The sequence below is a fragment of the Legionella jordanis genome, from assembly GCF_900637635.1.
Classification (GTDB): Bacteria; Pseudomonadota; Gammaproteobacteria; order Legionellales; family Legionellaceae; genus Tatlockia; species Tatlockia jordanis.
The window spans coordinates 242,308-262,500 of sequence record NZ_LR134383.1; the positions used below are offsets into that span (position 1 = coordinate 242,308).

Consider the following 20,193-nt stretch of genomic DNA (forward strand, 5'->3'; position numbering starts at 1 on the left):
CATTACTGTAGCCATATCCTTTAACATTTCAGCCAACATCAGTGACATCATTAAGGGTGATTCCAACTAGGCTGCCTTGAACATTAACAACGGGCAAACGGCGCAGACCCTTTTCGCGCATAAAATCGAGAGCATTAAAAAACTATCCTCTTCAGTGACCACCAAAAGCGAGCGAGTTACAACGTCAGCTGCGGCTAATTCTTCTGGATATAAGCCTAGGGCCATGACTTCAACAACCAGGTCGCGATCCGAAATAAGACCGACAGGATATTGTTTTTTTCCTTTTTCTCAATAATCACCAGATTGTCCACATGATGGCTGCGCATGAGACTGCAGTATTTTGACTGATTCTACTTCCATCATCACCACTTCGCGACTGCAGAACTCTCCTACAAGCATAACAAATTCTCCTTCAGCCGCCGTTATGATTGCTTCTTTCTACGTAAACCGTACTTGCAACTGGTTCTTCAGAGTTTTCTACTTCTGCAAATCGGACTCGATCGCCTACTTCCAGTTTCTCAAAGTCATAATCAATTAGGCTATTGCTGGTAAAACGAATTTGCCGCCCGTCTGGGGTTTCAATGTAGCCATAGTCGGCAGGAGGGCATACCTCAAGAACCCTGCCGTAGTTAGGGATTTCATGATGCTTTATCTCGCCCCTTCGTTGATGGGCATAATTTTGAAGTTGCCGTTTAATTGCATCAAAAGCATCACGAATGGCGACAAAAACGTCTTCATGCGCGTGATGATCGGATGGCTCGCGACTCACCACAAGTTCGGCATTTGGAACTGTCAAATCAATACGTACGTGATATAGTTTTCCTTTATGGTGATGACGATGAGGCGATTCGATGACTATCCGACAGCCCATAATTTTATCAAAATAGCGCTCGAGTTTAGTGGCCAGAGAGCGTGCTTTTTCTTCAGCAGCTGGCGACGGATCCATATTCCTGAATACGACTTGAATAGGAAGTTGCATTGTTTTACCTCCTTGTCTGCTGCTGCATGTATCCCTTTTTTAATCTATAGTAAAAAAAACAAACACTTTCAACGCCTCTGATGGTCTGGATTAAAAAGAAATTGCCAACGGCTCCAATTAAAATGACCTCATCTTGGTGAATATATGTGTAATTTTAACCCTTATTAGTCAATATTTGGTTTGTATGGTAAAATAAGTCACCTAAATCAAACAAAGCTACCATGAGTTGTTTCTTTGACAGCAAGAGAAAACCATTTCATCCAGTCATCGTTTGTCGTGTAAGTCTTCAAAAAAACCAAGAAAAAAGGGGGACTGCTCAGTCCAGTCTTACGCGATTTAAACAGATGCAGGAAAAATTAGCTCATGGTCAATTTGCTCATTCTGATTTGGCAAATCAATTAAAATTGATTCACGGTAAGTTACAGACCATTCTTGATTTTGCAATTACAAAGAAATTTAAAATCACAGACATTAGCCAGTCTGTTATGGAAAAAATCTATTTAGCGGATAGGGAAACGTTAACTTCAATTAACGCCGTTTCAGTAAAAAAATTGCAATATTTGAAAGATATACTCATTAAACAGCTCCTTAACTACAAGATAGCCAAGCAAACTCGTGGTTTGCTTGGCAAACAAGAGGCTTCACCTGCCTATTTGCAATTTTTAAGCAAAAGCCAGGATTTAATTATAGGGTCCAAAACTCTTTCGGCTCTTATGGCCAGTCTGTTCCTCATGGCAAAATGTGCTGTCCAACTTGGCTTTTCGAAAAGTGCCTTTTTGCAGTTATTCCTTAACTTGTCCACTACTTTGGCAACCAGCATTAAGACAAATCTTGAGTCTGATGCAACAGCAGCAGCCTGGCGTCTTGAAAAGACAAGAGAAAGGCTTCTCGTTAAATTGGAAGATTATTTCAGCAAACGAGCTTTATTCATTTCCAGTCAAGAAAACCAAGATTATGTGTTTTCCAGCTTTCATCCCGTCAATAAAGGATACTTCTTTAATAAGCGCTTGCAAAATGCCAGGATTGATGTCGCTAATGCTTTGTGGATGCAGCTGCAGTATATGAGTTATCAAGGGGAAGTGATTGATAATCCAACCGTCTTACAAAACGCTTTGAAAAAAGCTATGGCTGACAATGAGCGTGTTTATAGACTCTACGGTGGTGTTTTTGATAAAAAAGGGAAATTGGCTAATTTGCTGGAGGAGTGCGAAGGTGAATTGCTTGCAATTTTTCCTGAATTATCATTAAGGCAAAATGCTCAATCTCATCCTTAATCCCTTAATGTTGCATCCTGTTAACAAGCCAAGGGCTTAAAGCTGTATACCTAAAATGCCTTTTTTAGTTACAATGCTTGTTAAGTTTGGCTGCGAGGGGAGCATATGCCTTCTTTTGATGTTGTTTCGGAAATTAACACAGTTGAATTACGCCATGCGGTGGAAAATGCAGTTCGCGAGATTGCCACACGTTTTGATTTTCGCGGGGTGGAATCAAGCATTGAGCTTAAGGATTTAACGGTCACCCTTAAGTCTGAATCAGATTTTCAAGTACGTCAGCTTGAGGATTTGTTTCGCAATCATTGCACCAGACGAGGAGTGGATGCCAGTGGCGTTGATATTGAAGATAAACCAGTGCATAGCGGTAAAACCTTTTCTTTAAACATGACGTTTAAACAGGGAATTGATCAGCCCACTGCAAAAGACATTGTTAAGCTCCTTAAGGACAGTAAGCTTAAGGTCCAAAGTTCAATTCAAGGCGACAAAATTCGCATTACGGGTAAAAAGCGTGATGATTTGCAAGAGGCAATTGCGCTGCTTAAAAAATCAGACATCAAAATACCTTTGCAATTTGAAAATTTTCGCGATTAACCTGTACTCATACAGATGGCACATAGATGGTTTTAGCCAGATGGTCTAATATAAGATTAGGTGATGACTAACCTGGCTGAACCAGTTTAGCTTTTAGATAGGAGATTGTTGTTGATGCGTGGTGTGTATATCCGCATGGCCGGGGAACCTAAAGCGCATCATAGATCGCCACTTTTGTAGACCCAGCGGCTCAGAACCCAGGTGGTCGTTACCGTATTTATTCTTGCAATTTTTCAAGACTAATCTCGCATTCCCCGCTCATTTTGTATAATTCAAAAGCTTGAAGTATAATTAAAGAACAACCTATCATGGCAAGGATGCGTGTATGAAAAAATTACTGCTTGCTTCACTTGCGTTTACGCCAATCCTGCTGTTATCCAGCTGCGCGATGACAACGGCTACTACTTACCCAGGCTACACCAATGATTACGTCTATTCGGTGGGCTATTATGGATACCGCCCTTATTGGGGCACCCGTTATTATTCCAATTATGAGTTGGAAAATACCTACTGGGGTAATTATCGAAACATTTATTATTATGGCGATTACGGCGGGGCTTATCCCAATGCCTGGTATGGCTATGTCAGTAGATGGTAATTGTCATCAGGGAAGGGTGTGCGGCACACCCTTCCAATATAAATTCCAAGGTTCTGATTAGCGATTTTTTTTCAATATTAGGGAATCAGGGTCGTCGTTATCCTTCAAAGGATAGGAGTTGACTGCGCAGCTTTTAAACAAAGCACCCACCATACTGGTCATCCAGGTTCCAGCGTTGTTAATGATCTGACCTGAAAGATAATCCCTAAGTTTTGGATAATTCTTACTGTCCCAATAAAATTGACTGCTGTTATGTGGGTAAATGCCTAAATACCGTTTTAGTTGAAAATCAGGCATTTCATTCAAAGCATCCAGCAATTTGCGTTTCTGGTGGAGATCCAGGCTCTCATAGGGCTTTAGCAAAAGCTGCAAATTGCTGTAAGCGGCTACGATGCTTTTAGCCTGCTCATCATTTGCCCTTAATTTATCCTGAAAATCATCGGCAGAGACCAGTTCACTGAATCTTGCTTGAAGTTCTTTTAACGTGGTCTCTGCAGGAGTGAGTGCCAAAACTTCAAAATCCCTATCAAAGTTAATGTCACTCATTTTATTCTCCTTATTCTTTAGCCCGCGAGACGTACTCGCCCTTGCGCGTATCTACCTTGATCAATTCACCCGTTTGGACAAATAAAGGCACCCGCACAACAGCTCCTGTTTCAAGTTTGGCAGGTTTGCCGCCGCCGCCTGAAGTATCTCCACGCACGCCGGGATCCGTTTCCACAATTTCCAAAACAACGAAATTGGGTGGCAGAACTTGTATGGGTTCATTGTTCCACAGTGTAACAATGCATATGTCTTGTTCTTTCAACCATTGTACTGCATCCGCCACCGCTTCTGCATTAACTGCATATTGCTCAAATGTTTCCTGAACCATGAAATGCCAGTATTCACCATCGCTGTATAAATATTGCATTTCAACATCGACAACGTCTGCAGAAGGTAAAGTCTCACCGGATTTATAAGTGCGTTCAACCACACGTCCAGTCTTTAAGTTGCGAATCTTGACTCGTGTAAAAGCTTGTCCTTTACCGGGTTTGACAAACTCGCAATCGACGATACTGCAAGGTGCATTGTCAATCATTACTTTCAAACCGGCTTTGAATTCATTGGTGCTATATATTGCCATCAGTGCTCCACTGTTGAGATTTTGTTCCAATTTCGATAGAGTTCGGCCCAGTTTATCAATTTTGAACAGTTAATGCGAGATTCCCCTTTAAGTTGGCAAAAAATTCTAGCCCAAGGCTTTAGCACAGTAGATGAATTACTTGAGTTTTTATCGTTACCATTAAGCCTTGGCAGCAAGCTTGCGGAACAAACATTTAAAACCAGGGTTCCTCGCGGTTTTGCCGCTCGCATGCAAAAAGGAAATGCCAGGGATCCTCTTCTTTTGCAAATTTTGGCTACGCAAGCTGAACTGCAGAATCCAGAGGGTTACCATAACGATCCTTTGGCAGAACATGAGGGAAATCCACGGCAAGGCTTACTGCATAAATATCAGGGAAGAGTGCTGCTAACGCTTACCGGTGTTTGTGCTGTAAATTGCCGTTACTGCTTCAGGCGTCACTTCCCATATCGGGAAAATAATCCTGGCCGGGGCGGCTGGCAAGATGTCCTGGAATACATCAAATCCGACAGAAGCATTAAGGAAGTGATTTTAAGTGGCGGTGATCCATTGCTGGCAAGTAACGCAGTGCTCAGGGAGTTTTTTAATTACATACATGAAATCACTCATCTTCGTACGGTTCGCTTCCACACACGCGTGCCGGTAGTCTTGCCAGAACGAATTGACAGTGAATTATTGAGCTTATTAAAAAACTCCCCTTGTCGAAAGATAATGGTCATGCACATTAATCATGCACAAGAGCTTGATCACAGCGTGCAAACAATTTGTGAATCATTAAAGCAAAGCGGTTGCCACTTGCTTAATCAATCCGTGCTATTAAAAGACATAAATGACGACGCCAATGTGCTCGCCGAGTTGAGTGAAAAACTACTTGATTTTGGTATTCTTCCCTATTATTTGCATCTTTTGGATAAGGTGAAAGGGGCTGCCCATTTTGACTTGCCCATTGAAAAAGCCTTAAGCATCTATCGGGAATTGCAAGAAAAAGTTCCTGGCTATCTTTTGCCCCGCCTGGCGCGTGAAGAGGCGGGCAAAAAAAGTAAAACTCTGTTGCTCTGAGCATCCATCAGGAGACCTATTGCCCAATTTTCGCATACGACTCAATGAGTTTTTCTTGCGCACTGTAGTGTCCTTGCGTCATTGGCTTATAACTGCCATCCGCTTGCATTTCCCAGGCATTGGAATTGTCCTTGAGGTAATTTCTAAAAATTTCCTGCTTAATGCGTTTGCGAAGTTTTTCATCCAGGATCGGAAACATGATTTCAATTCGGGTATAAAGATTCCGCTCCATAAGGTCGGCACTCGAACAATACAACTGCTCTTCATCTTGCATGCGGAAGTAATAGACGCGATGATGCTCAAGAAAGCGGCCGAGGATTGAAATGACGCGAATGTTTTCCGAAACCTTTGGAATGCCAGGTTTAAGACAGCAAACGCTGCGAACCAGAAGATTGATTTTTACCCCAGCCTGGGAGGCGCGATAAAGCGCTTTTATCATGGTTTTATCCGTCAATCCATTCACTTTTATATTGATCTCAGCTTCCTTGCCATCCAATGCAGTTTGGATGCAATCCTCTATCAGTTGCAATAAATTCTTTTGAAAGGTGAAGGGCGAGTGGCAAAGTGCCTTTAATTTAACAGTCTTACCTAAACCTGTAAGTTGCTGAAAAATAAGTTGCAGATCCGAAGTAATGTTGGATTCACAAGTTAGCAAACCAAAGTCTGTGTAACGTCTGGCAGTTTGCTCATGGTAATTTCCTGTACCCAAATGGGCATAGCGTTTTAATTTTCCATGAGTTCTTCTTACCACCAAAGTCATTTTGGCATGCGTTTTATACCCCATGACCCCGTATAACACCAATACACCGGCTTCATGCAGGCGATTGGCCAGTTTTAAATTGGATTCCTCATCAAAACGGGCGCGCAGCTCCACCACGGCGGTTACTTCCTTGCCAGAGCGTGCTGCTTCCACTAAAGCTTTGACCATCACCGATTCGGAGTGGGTGCGATATAAAGTTTGCTTGATGGCAAGGACATTGGGATCTGCGGCCGCTTGGCGGACAAAATCAATGACTACATCAAAACTTTGATAAGGGTGATGAAGCAGAATATCTTGCTCATCCAGGACGTTGAAAATATTTCTTTTTTGATGCACCACTTCAGGGTACTGAACCATTAAAGGGGGGTAATTAAGATCGGGTCGGTCAATGCGGTTAATCACGCCTAAATAACGTTGTAAGTTAACTGGGCCATCGCAGTGGTAAGCGTCTTCATGATGAAGATGATGTTTTTGCAACAGGAAATCAACAATTTTGGAGGGGCAGCACTTATCCACCTCCAAACGCACCACATGTCCATAATGCCTGGAGAACAATTCTCTTTGGACTGCAACCGCCAAATCTTCGATTTCTTCTTCACGCAAAAATAAGTCGCTGTTTCTCGTTAAGCGAAAGGGGTAGCAACCATTAATTTCCATGCCAGGAAAAAGGCTATGCACATGCGTTTCGATGATGGATGACAGATAAACAAAATACTCGCCGCCTTCATTACACAACTCCGAGGGTAAATGAATGAGGCGGGGAAGGGAACGCGGAGCATGTATCACGGCGTAATCTATATTACGGTCAAAGGCGTCTTTGCCTCGTAAGGAAATGATAAAATTTAAACTTTTATTAAATAGACGTGGAAAGGGGTGGGCTAAATCTAGAGCGATGGGGCTTACAATCGGCAAAATTTCATTTTTAAAATAATGTTTTGCCCAAAGGTGGATGTCTTCTGTCCATTCGTCAGTAGCCAGGAAATGGATGTTTTCCTTTTTCATTGACGGCAGTAATTCTTTATTGAAAATATGGTAGAGTTCATCGCTTAATAGATGTACTTTTCTACTTAATTGGCTAAAGATTTCATCCGCTTGCAAACCATCGATATAAAATTTGCGAGATGACAGAGCCATTTTCTCTTTCAGGCCAGCCACACGGATTTCAAAGAACTCATCCAGATTGCCGCTGCAGATGCACAAAAACCGCATTCGTTCCAGGAGAGGAACCCGGGGGTCCTTTGCTAATTGCAGAACGCGTTCATTGAAAGCCAAGGATGTGAATTCCCGATTGATGTAATACTCAGGGTTATCTAAATCATCAGCCACGCAACACTCCTACTGAGGACGATTCATTAGGGCTAGGTTATTGCACCTTGTCCTGATACGCAAGATTAACGCACGAGAAAAAAACCAACGGCAATAAACGCCAAGAATCCCCAAAAGGGTGAGAGGTCCCAATAGACCAGGCCAAAGAAAAATAGAGCCGTAGCAAGGGCAATGGGTAAGGATGGGTACATGCCAACAACCCCTTGGGCAACTGAAAAAGAAGCCGCGGCTAACAAGGCCAAAGCACCATACTGCACCGCAATCATTATTTTTTGGGTGAAGGGGCTGGTGTGGTTGGTAAGCAATCGATAACCGAAAAAGGCTAATAACAGGCCTGGTAAATTCAAACAAGCGACAGCGAGAATTAAGCCTGACAGCCCAGCTGCTTTATAGCCAATCAGGGCGGATAATTTTACCGCCGTAAGACCAGGGAATAAAAAGGTCGATCCCACCATTTGAATGAATTCTTCCTCTCCTATCCAATGACGGTAATTAACGGCTTCGTATTCAAGCAATTTCAACATGGAGTTGCCCCCGCCCAGGGAAATGATGCCTATTTTGCCAAAGCTTGTAATGATGGCGAGCAATGTCTTAATCATGATGAAGTTGCCGTTTTAGAAAATTCACGTAATCGACAGCTTTCTTCCCGGGTAGCAAATACTGGGTTATCAGGCGAACGAGATTAAAAGAACGGCCTTCAACACACACTGTAAAATAAATTTTGCCATGCACATGCAGTCTTGCTAATTCAAGTTTAACAGTGGGTTGCGTCGGAAATGGATAAATCAGGGCAATTTTGTGGACAGTGATTTCTTCCCCCTGTTGTAGTTTATTGAGCAATGTGGATATAGACTCAACGGTGCGCCCCGGTAGAACCGTTTCGGGTGCTGAGTGCTCAAGATTAATTTTCTTTGCAAAGCCCCGAATTTGGTGCTGCATGTGCAGTTGCGGTTTGTAGACTATATTTCCCTTTCTTTTTTTAATGTTGTAATCGAAATCCTCTAGCAATATGTAACAATCCTCACGACGTTTAATCTCATAGCGCGTCAGATCCATAAATTGCTCATCAAGACCGTGGAGTACAATAATCTCGTTTTCAGGCCAAAAAAAACGGGCTTCCCATTTAATGGCATCTTTTTCTTCAGAGGGAAGGGCCGGCCAATCCAGGGAAGATTCCTGTTTTATCTCAAAATTCCAAAACAAACGTTGATTCATAACATTCACAAAGATTTAAATCCTTTAACGCTATTAGATCAGGTTTATTTAAGCAAGATAAAAGTAATGAAGAAAAGCAGAAATTGTAAAAGGCGGAAAAGCAATAAAATCAACACAATGCAGTATTTTTGGCAAGCACTTTTAAAAATTTTATTTCGAGCTGCGAACCCCACTCGCAAAAGGATAGGGCACAGGTATATACTTAGAATTTTCCGCTTGTGGATATCACAGCCTAAAGACAAAGGAAGGTTTGGAACATGGCAACGCTTCTATTTCTTTTTTATTTGGCATTTACACTCATCGTTTTGTACCGCAATTTAAATCCGCTCGTATGGGAGGTGGGAAGTGCCCTCTACCTGCTGTTTGGAACATTTGTTGTTGGTATGCATTGGCTTTTGGCAACGCTTCTTTGGATCGCTGTGATTGCGACAGTGTTGTTAATTCGAGTAGAACCCATTCGCGCAGCAATTAGTGATTTTTTATTTGCTCGCTTGGGAAACTCCATCCCGAAATTATCAAAAACCGAAGAAGAAGCACTGAATGCGGGTGATACCTGGCTTGAACAGGATATTTTTAGAGGGGCTCCGGATTGGGAGCGTTTGGCTAAAGTCTCCTCTGAGTTAAGCGCCGAAGAGCAATCATTTTTGGATAATGAGACGCAGGCGCTTTGCAATATGCTTGATGATTGGCAAATCAGCCAAGCAGGAGACTTGCCCGAGGAAGTTTGGAATTTCATTAAGGAAAAAGGCTTTTTTGGTTTAGTAATTCCTAAGGAATATGGCGGAAAAGGTTTTTCGGCACGTGCTCATTCTGATATTGTCATGAAGATAGCTAGCCGTTCAAGCGTCGCGGCCGTAACGATAATGGTGCCTAACTCCCTAGGCCCAGGAGAACTCCTCACTTATTATGGAACTGAGGAACAGAAGGCGCAGTATTTGCCGAATTTAGCTAAAGGAATTGATATCCCCTGTTTTGCCCTGACTGAGCCTGGGGCGGGAAGTGATGCCACCTCCATTCAATCGGAAGGGATCGTGGTTAAAAGAGCCGTAGGGGATAAAGAAGTTCTAGGCCTTGAAATCACTTTAGATAAGCGCTGGATTACTCTCGCGCCAGTGGCGACCTTAATTGGTTTGGCTGTAAATTTAAAAGATCCCAACGGCTTGCTGCAAGGCGAGGGAGAGGAGGGGATAACCTGTCTATTGATTCCTCGCGACACGGAAAATCTTGAAATAGGTAATCGCCACTTGCCAGCGATGCAGCCATTCATGAATGGTACAATCCGTGGCAAAAACATCTTTGTACCCATTTCTACCATTATCGGCGGTCAAAAAAATGCAGGTCGCGGTTGGCAAATGCTTGTGGAATGCCTGTCAATCGGTCGTTCTATTTCATTGCCTGCACTAGGTGCGGCTTCTTCCTCGATTTCCTATTTGACTTCAGGAGCATTTTCAAGGATTCGTCGGCAGTTTAATGTTGAAATCGGCCAATTTGAAGGTATAGAGGAAAAATTGGCTGAAATAGCTGGGTTGAGTTATCTTGCCAATGCTACCCGCTTACTTACCGTTGCGGCTGTAAACGAACATAAAAAGCCCTCGGTAGCGTCTGCAATTACCAAATATTTCAATACCGAGATTGGACGCCTGGCCGTTAACAACGCAATGGACATTCATGCGGGACGAGCCGTAGTGGTCGGTCCCCGTAATTATCTGTCAAGCTATTATTTGGGGGTACCGGTTTCAATCACCGTTGAAGGCGCGAACATCATGTCGCGTAATCTTTTAATCTTTGGCCAAGGCTCAATGGCATGCCATCCCTTCGTACGTGATGAATTTTATGCCGTTTCACGTGATGATAAAATCGCTTTTAGAGGGTTGATTTGGCAACACATCGTCTATTTTTTACGTAATTTTGCCAAGACCATTTGCTCCGGTTGGACAGCAGGAATATTCATTAGTACTCCTCGAAGCGGTTTAAGGAGAGAATATCAACGTCTCGCTCGCTTGAGTCATGCCTATGCCTGGATTGCTGATATGTCTCTTATATATCTAGGCGGCGATTTGAAACGACGAGAACGTTTATCAGCAAGATTGGCTGACGGCATGTCTTATCTTTATATGGCCATGGCGGCTTTGCGTTTGTATCAAAAGAGCGGAGAGCATGGGGATGACAAATTACACGCCAAGTGGGCTGTAAATTACTGTTTTTATCATGCGCAAAAAGCAATGTTAGCAGTATGTCGAAATTTTCCTTCTAAGGGTATAGGCTTCTTGATGCGCCTTTTTGCATTTCCCTTAGGTCAGACCATGCGTTATCCGAGTGATTATCTAGATCATCAGCTGGCGCGTTCCATGAAAGCCAATAACCGCTATCGTGATTGGTTAAAAAATCTGGTTTATTTAAGTGGCGATGCCAATCAGCCTGTTGACAGGATGGAAAAGGCGTTGCAGTTGATCATTAAGCATGGCGATTTATATAAGAAAATCGCTGATATCAAGAGAGTCAAATTTAGTGGGTTTAAGGAGCAACTGGCGAAAAAAGTGAGCAAGGGAGAATTAACGCAACAAGAGATGAATGAACTCATGGCTGTAGAGAGAGCTCGTTGGGATGCCATTCAGGTGGATGAGTTTTCTTTTGATTCCATGAAAAAGAAATCCTTTGCCTCGGTGACCGATAATCTTCCAAATCCCTTGGATAAATAGTAATGAATCTTCGCAATGGCCGTTAAGCGGTCATTGCGAAATCCTTCTAAAATTTACTGTGTTTTAACACTTTCAGGGCTCAGAATCAGTGTCAGCGACCTACGCAATTTTGCTATACTCATGGAAACTTATATAAACTCAGTCTGCATAGATTTTCATTTGGGAATCATTTAGCTCAAATTGTGAGATAAACATGGCTACAGAGACTAGAAGCGTTCATAAAAATATTCCTTTACCCTCCGTTGAAGCACTTACTCAATGTAAAGAAGTAGCTACTACGGTTGAGGCTGCTTTCTATTTCAGGGATCAATTTGAAAGCAAGTTGGTGCAAGCAGGTAAAATGGATGAAGGGAAGAAGGCTCTATCCCATATTAATGAATTTGCCGAAACTGTAAGCATGCAACGTGAGCTGAAAAGCGACCCCTGGACTGGAAATGTCGGTCCTTTAACTGATTTTCATAATTTACAAAGAAATCTGGCCGAGAAGGCAGCCGACTCCCTTTCCTCAAAGATCGAGGGCAATATTATTATGGATTACGCCATTAATGATAATGCGCAATTCATCAGAGGTTATGCGGCTGATGGCAAAGCACTTGATTCAGAGTCTGTGCAAGATATGGATAAATTATTTAATGCCTGGTTGGCGGAAAACAATAAGATCAGCAAGAACAGCGTCATTTATGAGGCGGATAATAAGGGGCATATTCTTAGGGATAGCAGTGGTCAACCGGTAGTGGCTAATGGACCTGAAGTGAGAGGCATGGTAAGCAATGATCAGAATGGATTTACCAATTTTCTCCAGCAATTCAATAAAGAAGGCCATGAAATAGCAGTGACTACTCGACAACAGCCTTTTCCAGAGAAAAAACCAGAAGTCACGCAGGCTCCTACGCCAACGGCAGCAAAGGAAGCGCCAGCCACAGCTCCTGCTACTCCAGAGGCAACGGCTAGCAATTATGCCGGCCCGGCGGGTTAAGAAAGAAAAGGCATTTAAGTTGTTTTCTTTAAAAATTATTGGCAAGTCTGAGTCGTTCAACCGTACCAATGTCTAGCCATAAGCCATTGTAGAGCTCAGCCGTTGCCAATTTCTTTTCGGCCAATAGCCGAATAATGGGAGTAACACTGTAGCGCCCGGGACGACAATGGGCAAACACGTCGGAGCGATAATAGGCAATACCTGGGTAAGTGTAGTGTCTATCATTGGTTAATAATCCATTCATCAGCCCAAAATCTCCGCCTAGGTTATGGCTGGGATTGGGTACCAAAACCAATTTTACGAAAGAATTCTCTTCCAGGCTCAGAGCTTCAAAATCGTAATCTGTGAAAATATCGGCATTGACGGCTAAAAAGCGCCTACCCAGCAAGGGTAAGGCATTAAAAATACCACCACCCGTTTCCAACCCTCCTGGGGGCTCAGGCGCGTAGCAAATTTCAATGTTCCATTTTTGACCATCCCCAAGGTAGCGACGTATTTGCCCGCCTAAATGCGCATGATTAATGACAACACGTTCAAATCCAGCTTTGCTTAATTTCTCGATATGAAACTCGATCAAAGGTTTGTTTTTGACGCAGCATAGTGCTTTGGGTAATACATCAGTCATGGGCCTTAAGCGTTCACCTCGGCCCGCAGCTAAAATCATTGCGGTTTTCACGGTAGGCGAATTCTCCTTTGCATAAATTGGTAAAAAGGTTCTAGTTCTTTATAGGTTTCAAGGCAAGACATGACGTAGTGAAGCGTTAGCGGCAAATCTTGCAGGTAGTTGGATTTGTGATCGCGCAGATGCAATCTTGAAAAAACACCCAGAACTTTCAAATGTCTTTGTAGCCCACAGAAATCAAAAGCCTGTTGAAAAGCATCTTGTGTCCAATTTTTTGTTAGAGGGGATTGTTCATAAAAAGATTTGAGCCAAGCAGCTACCCGATCGCAGGGCCATTGAATATAACAATCTTTCAGCAGTGAAACCAAATCATAGCAAAAGGGGCCAATCATCGCGTCTTGAAAGTCAATGATGCCTAGGCGAATGGTTTCGCCCTGCTCTAGGAGCATGATGTTTCTTGAATGGAAATCCCGATGAATAAGAACTTTCGGTTGCTGGTCAATTTCATCCGTTAACCAGTTGAAACAGTCATCAAGCAGTTTGTTGTCTTCTGCACTCAACTTCAATTTCAGATAAGCATCGAGGAACCATTCACGAAAAACATTCAGTTCCTGCAGCATAAAGGATTTGTCAAAGGCAGGGAGAGTAATTGCTGTGCCAGGGCGGTATTGTTGCATCAACAGAATAATGGCTATGGCTGCTGCGTATAATTCGTCAGCTGTTTGTGTTGAAAGGTGGGCTAACAAGAGTTCATCACCGAAATCATCAAGGAGGGCAAAGCCCTGAGTTTCGTCCACCGCATGAACTGCGGGGACTGTTATACCGAGACTGCTTAATAAGTGACTGACTGTTAGAAAGGGAAGAAGCGCTTCCTTCTCCGGAGGCGCATCCATTATTACTTGATTCTGTCCATTGGCATTAAGGCGAAAATAACGGCGGAAACTTGCATCACCGGCTAAGGGGTTGATTATAAAGGAGGAGGAATGAAGTATTTGCTCCAACCATTTGTTGAGTGCGTTTTGCCGATTTTGCATGCTATACTCCCAAGCCAGATTCTACTTACGATGTGTGTTAATGCTGAATAATCATTTAATATTATGGTTTGCATTAATGCATGTGCATCATAAGGTATTTTGGTGGCGCTGAACATTAGGAAAGCTTATATTCCTCAAATAATAACAACAGTGATTTGCCATCGTTACAGCTTGGTTGCCTCACTTACTCTAATTGCTGTAGCTTTGGGCGCACATCACGCCATTGCCTATGCCGAAGACGTGCTGGAAGTTGAACCTGTTCAAGCTTGTGTCATCGCTCGCGATGTCAATTTGACGGATGCTATCCGTAGCCATTTTGCAGAATGCTTAGGCTGGGAAAGTCCCCTTATTTCGCCGGCACCAGTTTGCCGGGGTTCTTACCAACCCATCAACATTACTCCTTTAAGTGATCCTGAAGAAATTCAAATCACAGCCGGCAATGTTTCTTTTTCTAATTCAGGCCGCTCAGATTTGACTGGTGGGGTTGAAGTTCAGCAAGGTCTGCGAGTGGTCAATGCCCAAACGGCTTATGTCTATCGAGACGCAAGCAGCCATAAAATCTCTAAAATTGAACTGCTTGGCGAGGTCCGTTATTTAGAACCTGATCGCTTAATGATTGCGCGTAAAGCAACCATTTATCCCGACAGCAAAGCAGGCTCGGTAGAGGATGTTTTATATCGTTTTAATACCCAACGCGTCAGTGCTATTTTGCCTGCATGGGGACGGGCCAGCTTGATTGAGCGCTTTCCTAATCAGGATTATGTGTTAAAAAAGGCAACCTACAGCAACTGTGCCCCCCAGGATAAAGCTTGGCAAATTGAGGCGGATTCAATAACCTTGGATAATGCCAAAGCCACCGGCGTTGCCCGCAATGCCAGACTAAGAATTTATGATGTGCCTGTTTTATACAGTCCCTACTTAAGCTTTCCGACTTCCAAAGAGCGCAAATCGGGTTTCTTAATGCCTACGGTCGGCATGTCCAATATTGGCGGTTTTGATTATGCGCAACCTTATTATTGGAATATCGCCCCCAATTATGATGCCACCTTTATTCCCCATCTTTATTCCCGTCGGGGTTTGATGGTGGGTGGCCAATTTCGTTATTTAACCTTGAATTCCTCTGGGGTGTTTAACGGGCGTTTTTTGCCCCATGACCGTGCCTATAGGGACTTTATTCTCGATAATGAGGCGCTCTATCCTGTGCTGCGGGGAATATCAAGTGATCGCTGGTCAGTGCAGATGTTAAATAGCACTTGGCTTGCCCCTAATTTACATCTGGGGGTAAATTTTCAACAAGTCTCTGATAATTACTTTCTTGAGGATTTCTCTAGCAATTTTGCAGTGCTAACCGAACGCCAATTGTTGCGTCAAGCGGATTTAAGCTATACCACTGATCATTGGTTGGTTCGCGGAATGCTTCAAAGTTATCAGACCTTGCATCCAATTAACCAAACGCCAATCGATGATGTGTATCAACGGCTTCCGCAATTGTTGGCCGCAGGTAATTATGATGATTTGCCGTTTAACAGCAATTTGTCAATTCTCGGGCAATTCGATTATTTCCAATGGCCAGATGAACCCTTTTTAAAATCATTACGAGCCATTGACCCACCCACTCTAAAAAAGCCGGAGGGCCCTCGCTTCCATTTCAACCCAGTGCTTGAACTCCCACAAAGGAAGCCCTGGGGCTTTTTTAATCCTTCTGTTGAGGTGGTAGAAAATTATTACAATATTAGCCGCAATAATTTTGCTTCTTTAAACGACAGCAATCCATTGCATAGCTATGGATTCCCGGTGTCAACTTTAGAAAATGGTGAATTTAATCGTTTCATCCCTCGGTATAGCCTGGATGGTGGCTTGTATTTTGAACGATCGACCGATTTTCTTGGACAAGGTCTCACACAAACTTTAGAACCTCGCTTATTCTATTTGTACGTGCCTTACCATGATCAAACCACAATTCCAGTCTTTGATTCGGGTTACATGATTTTTAATTACGATGAGTTATTCTTTAAAAACCGCTTCTCAGGCTTTGACCGCATTGGAGATAGCAATCAACTTTCCTATGCCCTAAGTTCACGCTGGTTATCCGATGAAAATGGTGTTGAAAGAGCCAACATTTCTGTAGGCCAAATACGTTATTTTTCAGGGAGAAGAGTACAACTGTGTCAAAATCCTGCAGGAACTTGCAGAGACAATCCACTGACTTTAGGTTATTTATCCCCTGAAGCAACTTATTCCCCCATCGCCAGCCGAGGAATCTACCATTTCAATCGAAATTGGATGCTAACCGGCGATTATGTCTGGGATCCTCATTTTCGTAACACCAACAATGGCCACCTGAATTTACATTATCAACCTGCTTTAAATCACATCGTCAACTTTGGCTACAGCTACTTGCTTAATGGAGATATCACCCAAGTCGCCAACAGCGGCGTTCAGGTGAGCCCACTTCATCAAGTGACCCTGTCTTACGCATGGCCGTTTAATGAGCGTTGGAGTACTCTTGGTGGATACAATTACAACATCAGCAAAGGCTATCAAATGATGTCTTTCTTGGGTGTTCAATATGACAGTTGTTGCTGGGCAGTACGTTTATTAGGAGGGCGAAGTTTTCAAAGTCTAAACTCTTTAGCGCAACCTGTGTATAATAACAACGTCTATTTACAGATACTGTTAAAGGGACTTGGGTCAGTGGGTAACAGTGATCCTGCGAGTACAATCCGCAGCTATTTACCTACCTATCTGGATCAGTTCCATAACAGTTAATATTGGTTTTAAATAAGTCAAAGTTGCTTGTATTTTGATTAAGAATAATCTAAATTGCCAAAAAATTAAAAGGGGATACTGCATGCTCAAGCGAATTGCACTTTTAATGCTGCTTCTGCCAGCACTTACAGTTGCAAAAGCAGCTCAGCCTTTGGACAAAGTAATTGCTGTTGTTAATGACGGGGTGATTACGGAAAGTGAATTAAATACGCAAGTGGAATTGCTGCGTCAGCAAATTCAGGCAAAACACATGCAATTGCCTACGGAAACCGAATTGCGCAAGCAAGTACTGCAGCATTTAATTGACGTGGATTTGCAATTGCAATTAGCCAAGCAGAATGACATCACCGTAGACAACACGGATTTAGATGATGCAATCGCTAAAATAGCCACAGCCAATAATTTATCCTTAACGCAGCTGAGAGAAGAAATTACTCGCCAGGGGTTAACCTGGTCAACGTATAAGGAAAACATCCGTAAGGAAATGCTAATCAGTAAGTTGCAGCAGAAAGCAGTAGGTAAAGACGTTACTGTAACGCCAAAGCAAGTTGAAGATTTCTTAAAAACAGGACTGCCCGAAAACAAAAATCAATTGACTTACCATGTGCAAAATATCGTCATCCCAGTTCCTGAGGAACCGACTACAGAGCAAGTAAACAAGGCTCGTGAAAAGGCCAAGGAGCTGCTTGGCAAAATTAAAAAGGGCGAAGACTTCAATCGTATGGCCATTGCTGAATCAAGCGGGGAGTTTGCCTTGGAAGGTGGTGACCTGGGCGAGCGGCACTTGGCTGAACTTCCAGAAATTTTTGCGAAACAAGTGGTTAATATGAAAACGGGCGAAGTTGCAGGTCCAATAAGAACTGGAAATGGTTTTCAATTAATTAAATTAATTGCAATTGGAGGCAAAGAAGAGCATCACGAAGTGACCAAAACTCATGTGCGTCATATTTTATTAAAGCCAGATGCCAGCATGACGGTTGAAGAAGCCCAAAGACAAGCGAATAACCTCTATCAACAGTTAAAATCGGGGAAAGATTTTGCTTTGATGGCGAAGCAATATTCCCTGGATGCAGCCAGCGCCGTTAAGGGCGGAGATTTAGGCTGGGTCAATTCAGGGGAGTTGGTGCCAGAGTTTGAAAAAGCAATGAACAATTTAGCATTGCATACCATTAGCAAACCGGTAAAAACCATGTTTGGTTGGCACATCATTGAAGTCCTGGAACGTAAAAAAATCGATGATTCAGAATCTTACAAAAAAGAGCAGGTCAGGCAGTTTTTAACGCAGCGAAAATTTACGGAAGCAGTTCAAAACTGGCAGCAACACATAAGAAGCAGTGCCTATATAAATGTAATGGATAAGGAATTGGCATGAAGCCACTGCTCATAAGCAGTGGCGAACCCGCGGGGGTGGGACCTGATTTATGTCTTGCTCTCGCTGCTCTACAATTGCCTGTGGTGATTCTCGGCGATAAAGCACTTCTAGCTCAAAGAGCGAAAACATTAAACATTGAAGTCCAATTCTGTGACTATCGACAGGATCACTCGGTTGCTACAGAACCAGGAAAATTAACTGTACTCTCCCTTCCCTGCATTGATTCAGTGGAGGCTGGCAAATTGAATCCCAATAATTCGCCTTATGTTCTGAAGATGCTGCAGTTGGCCGCACAAAAATGCATGGAGAGAGAATTCGCGGCTTTAGTTACAGCGCCAGTGCATAAAGCTGTGATCAACGAGGCAGGATTTACTTTCACTGGCCATACTGAGTTTCTTGCGGAGTATTGTCAAACTGAAACGGTAGTTATGATGCTGGCTTGCCAGGCCATGCGGGTTGCTTTATTAACTACTCACCTGCCGTTGCGGGACGTGCCAAATGCAATTACAGCAGACCTTATCCATAAAGTCGTGAGGCAAATTTATCAATCTTTGCGCGATGATTTTGCCATAGAAAATCCCAAGATTTTTGTCGCTGGATTAAATCCGCATGCTGGTGAAGGGGGGTATCTCGGACGCGAGGAAATTGAAATCATTAATCCTGCCCTGGAGGCGCTGCGAAAAGAAGGCATTCATATACAAGGTGCTTTCCCTGCAGATACCTTGTTCACGCCAAAACATCTGCAGACATGTGACGCCTTTCTGGCCATGTATCATGATCAAGGCTTACCAGTTATCAAGTATGCTGATTTCAGCTCTGCCGTGAACGTTACTCTGGGCTTACCCATTATCAGAACTTCCGTTGACCATGGCACAGCCATGGAGTTGGCGGGAACAGGCTTAGCTGATCCAAGCAGCCTTGAAGCCGCGGTTAAAATGGCTGAAGAGATGGCAAGGAATAGAGAGGAAAATAATGCTCATTAGTTTGATAGCGGCTATGGATGAGAGGCGGGGTCTAGGAAAAGAGAACCAATTGTTGTGTCACTTGCCTGCTGATTTGAAACATTTTAAGCATTTAACCATGGCTAAACCCATCATTATGGGTAGAAATACGTTTAATTCAATCGGCAAACCTCTGCCAGGGCGGCGGAATGTTGTTTTAACAAGCCAGGAGTTAAATTTTGAAGGCGTTGAGGTGGTTCATTCTCTAGAGCAGGCCTTTGAGTTAACGAGTGGCGCACCTGAAGTAATGATCATTGGCGGAGCAACCGTATACCAACAAACCTTAGCCCTCGCTTCTAGACTGTATTTGACGGTGATCCATCACCAGTTTAAAGCCGATGTTTTTTTTCCGGAACTGGACAGCAGCTGGGAATGCAGGGAAAAAACATTTAGACCCAAAGATGAAAATAATCTCTACGATATGACCTTCTGCGTGTATGAGCGGACTTAGGGATCATGCAAAAGCACAATCCCCATGCTGGTTAATAGCAGCGTATTAGATTTAAGCCCTCAAGACGGCATTGCCGTCCACATCTTATTTCGTTAAAGCCATTTACAATGCAATTCTCATTGGGTCGACTTGCACAGGCGACGCGTGTTGGCGTTTTAACGCAACCATAACCGCAGGCAATGTGGCCAAAATTATCACTGACGCACTGTTGATCAGGCGATGCGGCGCAAGCAACCGCATTCACTGAGCGAACGCAATTAAAACCGCAAGCCAAATCCCCAAACGGCCCTTCAAGGCATTGCTGAGTCTGTTGGCTAGCATGGCCATGAATATTGGGATTATTC

The 20,193-nt window shown here is 43.2% G+C and carries 20 protein-coding genes (1 of these 20 only partly in view); 10 read left to right on the plus strand and 10 right to left on the minus strand.

Annotated elements, in window-relative coordinates; all coding sequences use genetic code 11:
- Positions 1–28 precede the first annotated feature (28 nt).
- Positions 29–121, minus strand: a complete 93-nt coding sequence (locus EL203_RS14725; protein ID WP_331852623.1) for a CBS domain-containing protein — start codon at positions 119–121, stop codon at positions 29–31.
- A 291-nt stretch (positions 122–412) separates the two neighbouring features.
- Complete coding sequence (locus EL203_RS01045) at positions 413–979, minus strand: HPF/RaiA family ribosome-associated protein (RefSeq protein ID WP_058471403.1); 567 nt, start codon at positions 977–979, stop codon at positions 413–415.
- Between the two features lie 221 nt (positions 980–1,200).
- On the opposite strand from EL203_RS01045, the gene EL203_RS01050 reads away from it, so the two are divergent.
- From EL203_RS01050 to EL203_RS01060, 3 genes are all read left to right on the plus strand, one after another.
- Positions 1,201–2,253: a hypothetical protein gene (locus tag EL203_RS01050; protein ID WP_126320075.1), complete on the plus strand. Its 1,053-nt coding sequence runs from the start codon at positions 1,201–1,203 to the stop codon at positions 2,251–2,253.
- Between the two features lie 105 nt (positions 2,254–2,358).
- Entirely contained in the window at positions 2,359–2,844 is a 486-nt protein-coding gene (locus EL203_RS01055; RefSeq protein ID WP_058471401.1) for a YajQ family cyclic di-GMP-binding protein, read from the plus strand.
- Positions 2,845–3,169: 325 nt separating this feature from the next.
- Positions 3,170–3,442, plus strand: coding sequence for a hypothetical protein (locus EL203_RS01060; protein WP_058471400.1), 273 nt, complete (start codon positions 3,170–3,172; stop codon positions 3,440–3,442).
- A 57-nt stretch (positions 3,443–3,499) separates the two neighbouring features.
- Here EL203_RS01060 and EL203_RS01065 read toward each other — a convergent pair whose 3' ends face one another.
- Together EL203_RS01065 and efp are read right to left on the minus strand one after the other, a co-directional pair.
- The gene (locus EL203_RS01065) at positions 3,500–3,988 is read right to left on the minus strand and encodes a hypothetical protein (RefSeq protein WP_058471399.1); all 489 of its coding nucleotides are present in this window, start codon (positions 3,986–3,988) and stop codon (positions 3,500–3,502) included.
- A 10-nt stretch (positions 3,989–3,998) separates the two neighbouring features.
- On the minus strand, positions 3,999–4,568 hold the full coding sequence (gene efp, locus EL203_RS01070) for an elongation factor P (RefSeq protein WP_058471398.1): 570 nt from the start codon (positions 4,566–4,568) through the stop codon (positions 3,999–4,001).
- 72 nt (positions 4,569–4,640) lie between these two features.
- On the opposite strand from efp, the gene epmB reads away from it, so the two are divergent.
- Complete coding sequence (epmB, locus tag EL203_RS01075) at positions 4,641–5,624, plus strand: EF-P beta-lysylation protein EpmB (RefSeq protein ID WP_058471397.1); 984 nt, start codon at positions 4,641–4,643, stop codon at positions 5,622–5,624.
- A 16-nt stretch (positions 5,625–5,640) separates the two neighbouring features.
- On the opposite strand, the gene ppk1 is transcribed toward epmB, so the two are convergent.
- From ppk1 to EL203_RS01090, 3 genes are all read right to left on the minus strand, one after another.
- On the minus strand, positions 5,641–7,710 hold the full coding sequence (gene ppk1, locus EL203_RS01080; RefSeq protein WP_058471396.1) for a polyphosphate kinase 1: 2,070 nt from the start codon (positions 7,708–7,710) through the stop codon (positions 5,641–5,643).
- 65 nt (positions 7,711–7,775) lie between these two features.
- Complete coding sequence (locus EL203_RS01085; protein WP_058471395.1) at positions 7,776–8,309, minus strand: chromate transporter; 534 nt, start codon at positions 8,307–8,309, stop codon at positions 7,776–7,778.
- Positions 8,302–8,925 (minus strand): hypothetical protein, encoded by a 624-nt coding sequence (locus EL203_RS01090; protein ID WP_058471394.1) that lies wholly within the window; start codon positions 8,923–8,925, stop codon positions 8,302–8,304. The genes EL203_RS01085 and EL203_RS01090 overlap by 8 nt, the downstream gene beginning before the upstream one ends.
- Before the next feature lie 257 nt (positions 8,926–9,182).
- Between EL203_RS01090 and EL203_RS01095 the strand changes: the two genes are divergently transcribed.
- Both EL203_RS01095 and EL203_RS01100 read left to right on the plus strand, forming a co-directional pair.
- The gene (locus EL203_RS01095) at positions 9,183–11,624 is read left to right on the plus strand and encodes an acyl-CoA dehydrogenase (RefSeq protein WP_058471393.1); all 2,442 of its coding nucleotides are present in this window, start codon (positions 9,183–9,185) and stop codon (positions 11,622–11,624) included.
- 193 nt (positions 11,625–11,817) lie between these two features.
- Positions 11,818–12,600: a hypothetical protein gene (locus EL203_RS01100; protein WP_058471392.1), complete on the plus strand. Its 783-nt coding sequence runs from the start codon at positions 11,818–11,820 to the stop codon at positions 12,598–12,600.
- Positions 12,601–12,628: 28 nt separating this feature from the next.
- On the opposite strand, the gene EL203_RS01105 is transcribed toward EL203_RS01100, so the two are convergent.
- The gene (locus tag EL203_RS01105; RefSeq protein ID WP_058471391.1) at positions 12,629–13,276 is read right to left on the minus strand and encodes a nucleotidyltransferase family protein; all 648 of its coding nucleotides are present in this window, start codon (positions 13,274–13,276) and stop codon (positions 12,629–12,631) included.
- Positions 13,273–14,256 (minus strand): aminoglycoside phosphotransferase family protein, encoded by a 984-nt coding sequence (locus tag EL203_RS01110; RefSeq protein WP_058471390.1) that lies wholly within the window; start codon positions 14,254–14,256, stop codon positions 13,273–13,275. The genes EL203_RS01105 and EL203_RS01110 overlap by 4 nt, the downstream gene beginning before the upstream one ends.
- A gap of 171 nt (positions 14,257–14,427) precedes the next feature.
- Here EL203_RS01110 and EL203_RS01115 point away from each other — a divergent pair, with 171 nt between their 5' ends.
- The 4 genes from EL203_RS01115 (at position 14,428) to EL203_RS01130 (ending at position 19,849) form a co-directional block, all read left to right on the plus strand.
- Complete coding sequence (locus tag EL203_RS01115; protein ID WP_058472227.1) at positions 14,428–17,025, plus strand: LPS-assembly protein LptD; 2,598 nt, start codon at positions 14,428–14,430, stop codon at positions 17,023–17,025.
- Between the two features lie 82 nt (positions 17,026–17,107).
- Positions 17,108–18,397 (plus strand): peptidylprolyl isomerase, encoded by a 1,290-nt coding sequence (locus EL203_RS01120; RefSeq protein WP_058471389.1) that lies wholly within the window; start codon positions 17,108–17,110, stop codon positions 18,395–18,397.
- Complete coding sequence (pdxA, locus tag EL203_RS01125) at positions 18,394–19,380, plus strand: 4-hydroxythreonine-4-phosphate dehydrogenase PdxA (RefSeq protein ID WP_058471388.1); 987 nt, start codon at positions 18,394–18,396, stop codon at positions 19,378–19,380. Before EL203_RS01120 ends, pdxA begins: the two co-directional genes overlap by 4 nt.
- Positions 19,367–19,849: a dihydrofolate reductase gene (locus EL203_RS01130; RefSeq protein ID WP_122224970.1), complete on the plus strand. Its 483-nt coding sequence runs from the start codon at positions 19,367–19,369 to the stop codon at positions 19,847–19,849. The genes pdxA and EL203_RS01130 overlap by 14 nt, the downstream gene beginning before the upstream one ends.
- 31 nt (positions 19,850–19,880) lie before the next feature.
- Here EL203_RS01130 and EL203_RS01135 read toward each other — a convergent pair whose 3' ends face one another.
- A protein-coding gene (locus EL203_RS01135) for a DUF3421 domain-containing protein (RefSeq protein ID WP_064108434.1) crosses the window boundary here: on the minus strand, positions 19,881–20,193 show its end. The gene runs 515 nt beyond the window's last position; the window shows 313 of its 828 coding nt (coding positions 516–828); its start codon lies off the right edge, out of view — the gene reads right to left on this strand; its stop codon occupies positions 19,881–19,883.